We start from the raw sequence: 3,240 nt of genomic DNA on the forward strand, positions 1-3,240 counted from the left end.
AGTAGTTCTGCAAGTTCTGTTGGTGGGCCACTCGCTCAACAATTGCAAGGCAAACCAGTAGTTGTGGATATTTACGCTAGTTGGTGTCCTGCTTGCAAAAATATTGCACCCACTGTTTCACAACTGAAACAACAATATGCAGGTAAAGTTAATTTTGTCGTCTTAGATGTGTCTGATAAATCCAGTGCTGCCAAAGCTGAAGCAACAGCTAAAAAACTTGGACTCAGTAAGTTTTTTGCAGCTAATAAAACTCAAACAGGCTCGCTAACTGTTGTCGATCCAGCTACGGGCAAAATCTTGGCACAACATCGTAATAACCCTAACAAAGCTGATTATACAAGTGTATTGGATACAGCCCTAGCCAGCAAGTAGCAGGTTGTCTGGATGTTTCTGGACTTGGCTGCTCGATCGAGTCCAGAAATACATCCGATCGATTCATTTGTTAACGCTACCTTTTATAGCGAAAGCTAAAGAACTAGGACTCAGCGAATTTTTAGCCACAAATAAAACTCAAACTGGTTCCCTAACTATTGTCGATCCAGCAACGGGAAATATCTTAGCACAGCATCGTAATAATCCCGCCATAGATGCTTATACCAAGGTCTTAGATGTAGCGATCGCTAAGTGAAACATATTCTAGCAATTCCAGGAGAATATTATGAAACCAAACCAAGAGCATGACATCATTAATGTCAATTCACAACCAGTTGGAATTAAAAAAATCATTCAAAAGCTACCTAGGAAATGGCTGATATTTGGCGGACTAGGATTATTAGGATTAGTATTAGCTTTACTGATTACTGGCCCTATCTCTCAAGGACTCGAACACCTGATTTCATTCGTTGAAAACCGCTACCAAGAATGGTTTTCTAAACAAGATACTGCCAATCCACTCGTACTCATGCCACTAGCTTTGATTGGGGGCTTAATTGCTAGTGTTTCTCCCTGCATTTTAGCACTATTACCACTTAATTTAAGCTATATCGGCACTCGTAATATTAAGTCTCGTGGTGATGCTTTCCTGAAAGCTGGATTATTTGTTTTAGGGAATGTTATTATTCTCAGTCTCTTTGGTTTAGCATCTTCTTTTGCTGGCATGGTAATGGTAGAATATCGCGGACATATTAATGTCATTGTCGGCGCGATTATTCTGATTATGGGTTTTGGTTTAATGGGCTGGATTAAGATTCCTTTGCCAGAAATTAATCTCGATGGTGCTAATTTTGGCCCCTTTGGTGTGGGTTTGACTTTTGCTTTAGTTAGTTCGCCCTGTGCGAGTCCGGTTCTATTTGCAGTGCTAGCCGCCGCAGGTGCTAGTGATTCGCAATTACTTGCTGTATTAACAATGGCAAGTTACGCCTTTGGTTATACCATCATTATCTTTTTAGCTAGTTTACTCACTGGTTTTGCCAAGCAAGCAAACTTACTATTGAAATATTCAGAAAGCATTACTAAATTTGGGAGTGTGGCTTTGATTTTGGCAGGAATTTATTATATGTTTACTGGCGTACAGTGGTTTTTGCCGACTAATTAATATATGAAAAACACGATCGAACAACTAGTAATAATTGGTTCGGGGCCAGCAGGTTATACAGCGGCAATCTATGCCGGACGCGCTCAATTACAACCAATTGTATTTGAAGGATTTGCAGCGGGAGGGTTGCCCGGAGGTCAATTGATGACAACTACCGAAGTCGAGAATTATCCAGGATTTGCGGAGGGGATTCAAGGGCCACAATTGATGAAAGAAATGCGCCAACAGGCGATCCGGTGGGGTGCTAAATTAGTCACTGATGATGTGGTCAAGGTGGATTTTAGCCACAGACCTTTTTCGATTGCTACTGACGATCTCGAAGTAAAAACTCAGGCGGTAATTATTTGTACTGGGGCAACTGCACGGCGATTGCATATCCCTGGCGAAGATAAATTCTGGAATAATGGGATTTCTGCATGTGCAATTTGTGATGGCACAAATCCATTATTTAAAGATGTGGAAATTGCCGTAGTTGGTGGGGGTGATTCGGCAGCAGAAGAAGCTCTATATCTCACAAAATATGCGAGTAAAGTTCATTTATTAGTCAGAAGCGATCGCTTGAGGGCATCTAAAATCATGCAGCAGCGAGTCTTAAATCACGCAAAAATCCAGGTACATTGGCAAGCATTACCGATCGAAGCTAATGGTGATGATGTGCTCCAGAGTGTGAAAATTCAGAGCCAAGCTGCTGGCACAATTACGGAATTAAAAGTAGGTGGGTTATTTTATGCGATCGGACATACACCGAACACCCAACTTTTTCAAGACAGCTTAGATTTAGATGACAAAGGTTATATCAAAACCATTGGTAAATCCACAGCCACTAATATTGCCGGAGTCTGGGCTGCTGGAGATGTCCAAGACCACATCTATCGTCAAGCGATTACCGCCGCTGGGACGGGCTGTATGGCAGCACTAGAAGCCGAACGTTGGTTAGCAGAAATTCATTAATTTACAGATAATTTAGAGGTAATTATTTATGTCAGCTCAAACTTTTCCCCAAGGTGGTGCCGCTTTTGAACGATTAAAAAGTGAATCCGACAAACTGATTTTGCTCGAAATTAGTGCGCCGCACTGTAGCTCTTGCGATACCCTCAGACCTGTTTTACATCAACTCGCCACCGAACAACATGGTAACTTTCATTTAGTTGAAATAGATATGACTGAGGAGCCAGATCTCGCGATCGAATTAGGTATTCGTAGCGTTCCAACTGTAGTTTTATACAAAGGCGATCGACTAATTGAAAAAATTGTCGGACTCAAGCCGAAAAAGGTCTATATACAAGCCATTCAGAAATCGATCTAATCGGATTGTCGGCAGAAATCTGTAAATAATATTGATTTCAATCAGCCGATCGCGGCAGAACATCTTTGCCACCACCATCGGTCAATCTTACATTAAATACTGGAGCTTCCACTAAGTGGAAAGTAGCTGAAGCAAACTCCACTCGCCCATTTGTATCGAAAAATTCATCGAGAACGCGGGTAAATAGCTGGTCTTTTTTCACCCGCCGCGCCTTATAATCCACCACGTACCGGAGGGTAAATTCCATCCAATTATCATTGGTGACTAGCGAAATCATTGGTTCGATTCTGGCATCTTCAATTAGATATTTACGCACCATCGTTTTCCATTCTGTTTTAGCCAGCGGTACATATTCTCCTACAACCTCCTCGGCAATTTGCTGGATCAGCGTGCGCGCTAG

The 3,240-nt window shown here is 41.9% G+C and carries 5 protein-coding genes and 1 pseudogene; 5 read left to right on the forward strand and 1 reads right to left on the reverse strand.

Features of this window, described 5'->3' with window-relative positions; translation table 11 throughout:
* The 5 genes from ACEW9I_RS08980 to ACEW9I_RS09000 all read left to right on the forward strand — a co-directional run.
* Window positions 1–372 (forward strand): TlpA family protein disulfide reductase (locus ACEW9I_RS08980; RefSeq protein WP_373540009.1); only part of this gene is annotated, 372 nt, incomplete at its 5' end.
* A 4-nt stretch (window positions 373–376) separates the two neighbouring features.
* Window positions 377–628 carry a hypothetical protein gene (locus ACEW9I_RS08985; protein WP_373540010.1) on the forward strand — a complete coding sequence of 84 codons (252 nt, stop codon included), beginning with the start codon at window positions 377–379 and terminating at the stop codon, window positions 626–628.
* A 30-nt stretch (window positions 629–658) separates the two neighbouring features.
* Window positions 659–1,534 (forward strand): cytochrome c biogenesis protein CcdA, encoded by an 876-nt coding sequence (locus ACEW9I_RS08990; protein ID WP_373540011.1) that lies wholly within the window; start codon window positions 659–661, stop codon window positions 1,532–1,534.
* A gap of 3 nt (window positions 1,535–1,537) precedes the next feature.
* The gene (gene trxB, locus ACEW9I_RS08995) at window positions 1,538–2,485 is read left to right on the forward strand and encodes a thioredoxin-disulfide reductase (protein ID WP_373540012.1); all 948 of its coding nucleotides are present in this window, start codon (window positions 1,538–1,540) and stop codon (window positions 2,483–2,485) included.
* Window positions 2,486–2,513: 28 nt separating this feature from the next.
* On the forward strand, window positions 2,514–2,840 hold the full coding sequence (locus ACEW9I_RS09000; RefSeq protein WP_373540013.1) for a thioredoxin family protein: 327 nt from the start codon (window positions 2,514–2,516) through the stop codon (window positions 2,838–2,840).
* Window positions 2,841–2,877: 37 nt separating this feature from the next.
* Here the strand turns inward: ACEW9I_RS09000 and ACEW9I_RS09005 are convergent.
* Window positions 2,878–3,240 (reverse strand): annotated as a pseudogene (locus ACEW9I_RS09005) (mechanosensitive ion channel family protein); the annotation flags it as partial.

Source organism: Chamaesiphon sp., from assembly GCF_041738855.1.
In the GTDB taxonomy this organism is placed as follows: Bacteria; Cyanobacteriota; Cyanobacteriia; order Cyanobacteriales; family Chamaesiphonaceae; genus Chamaesiphon.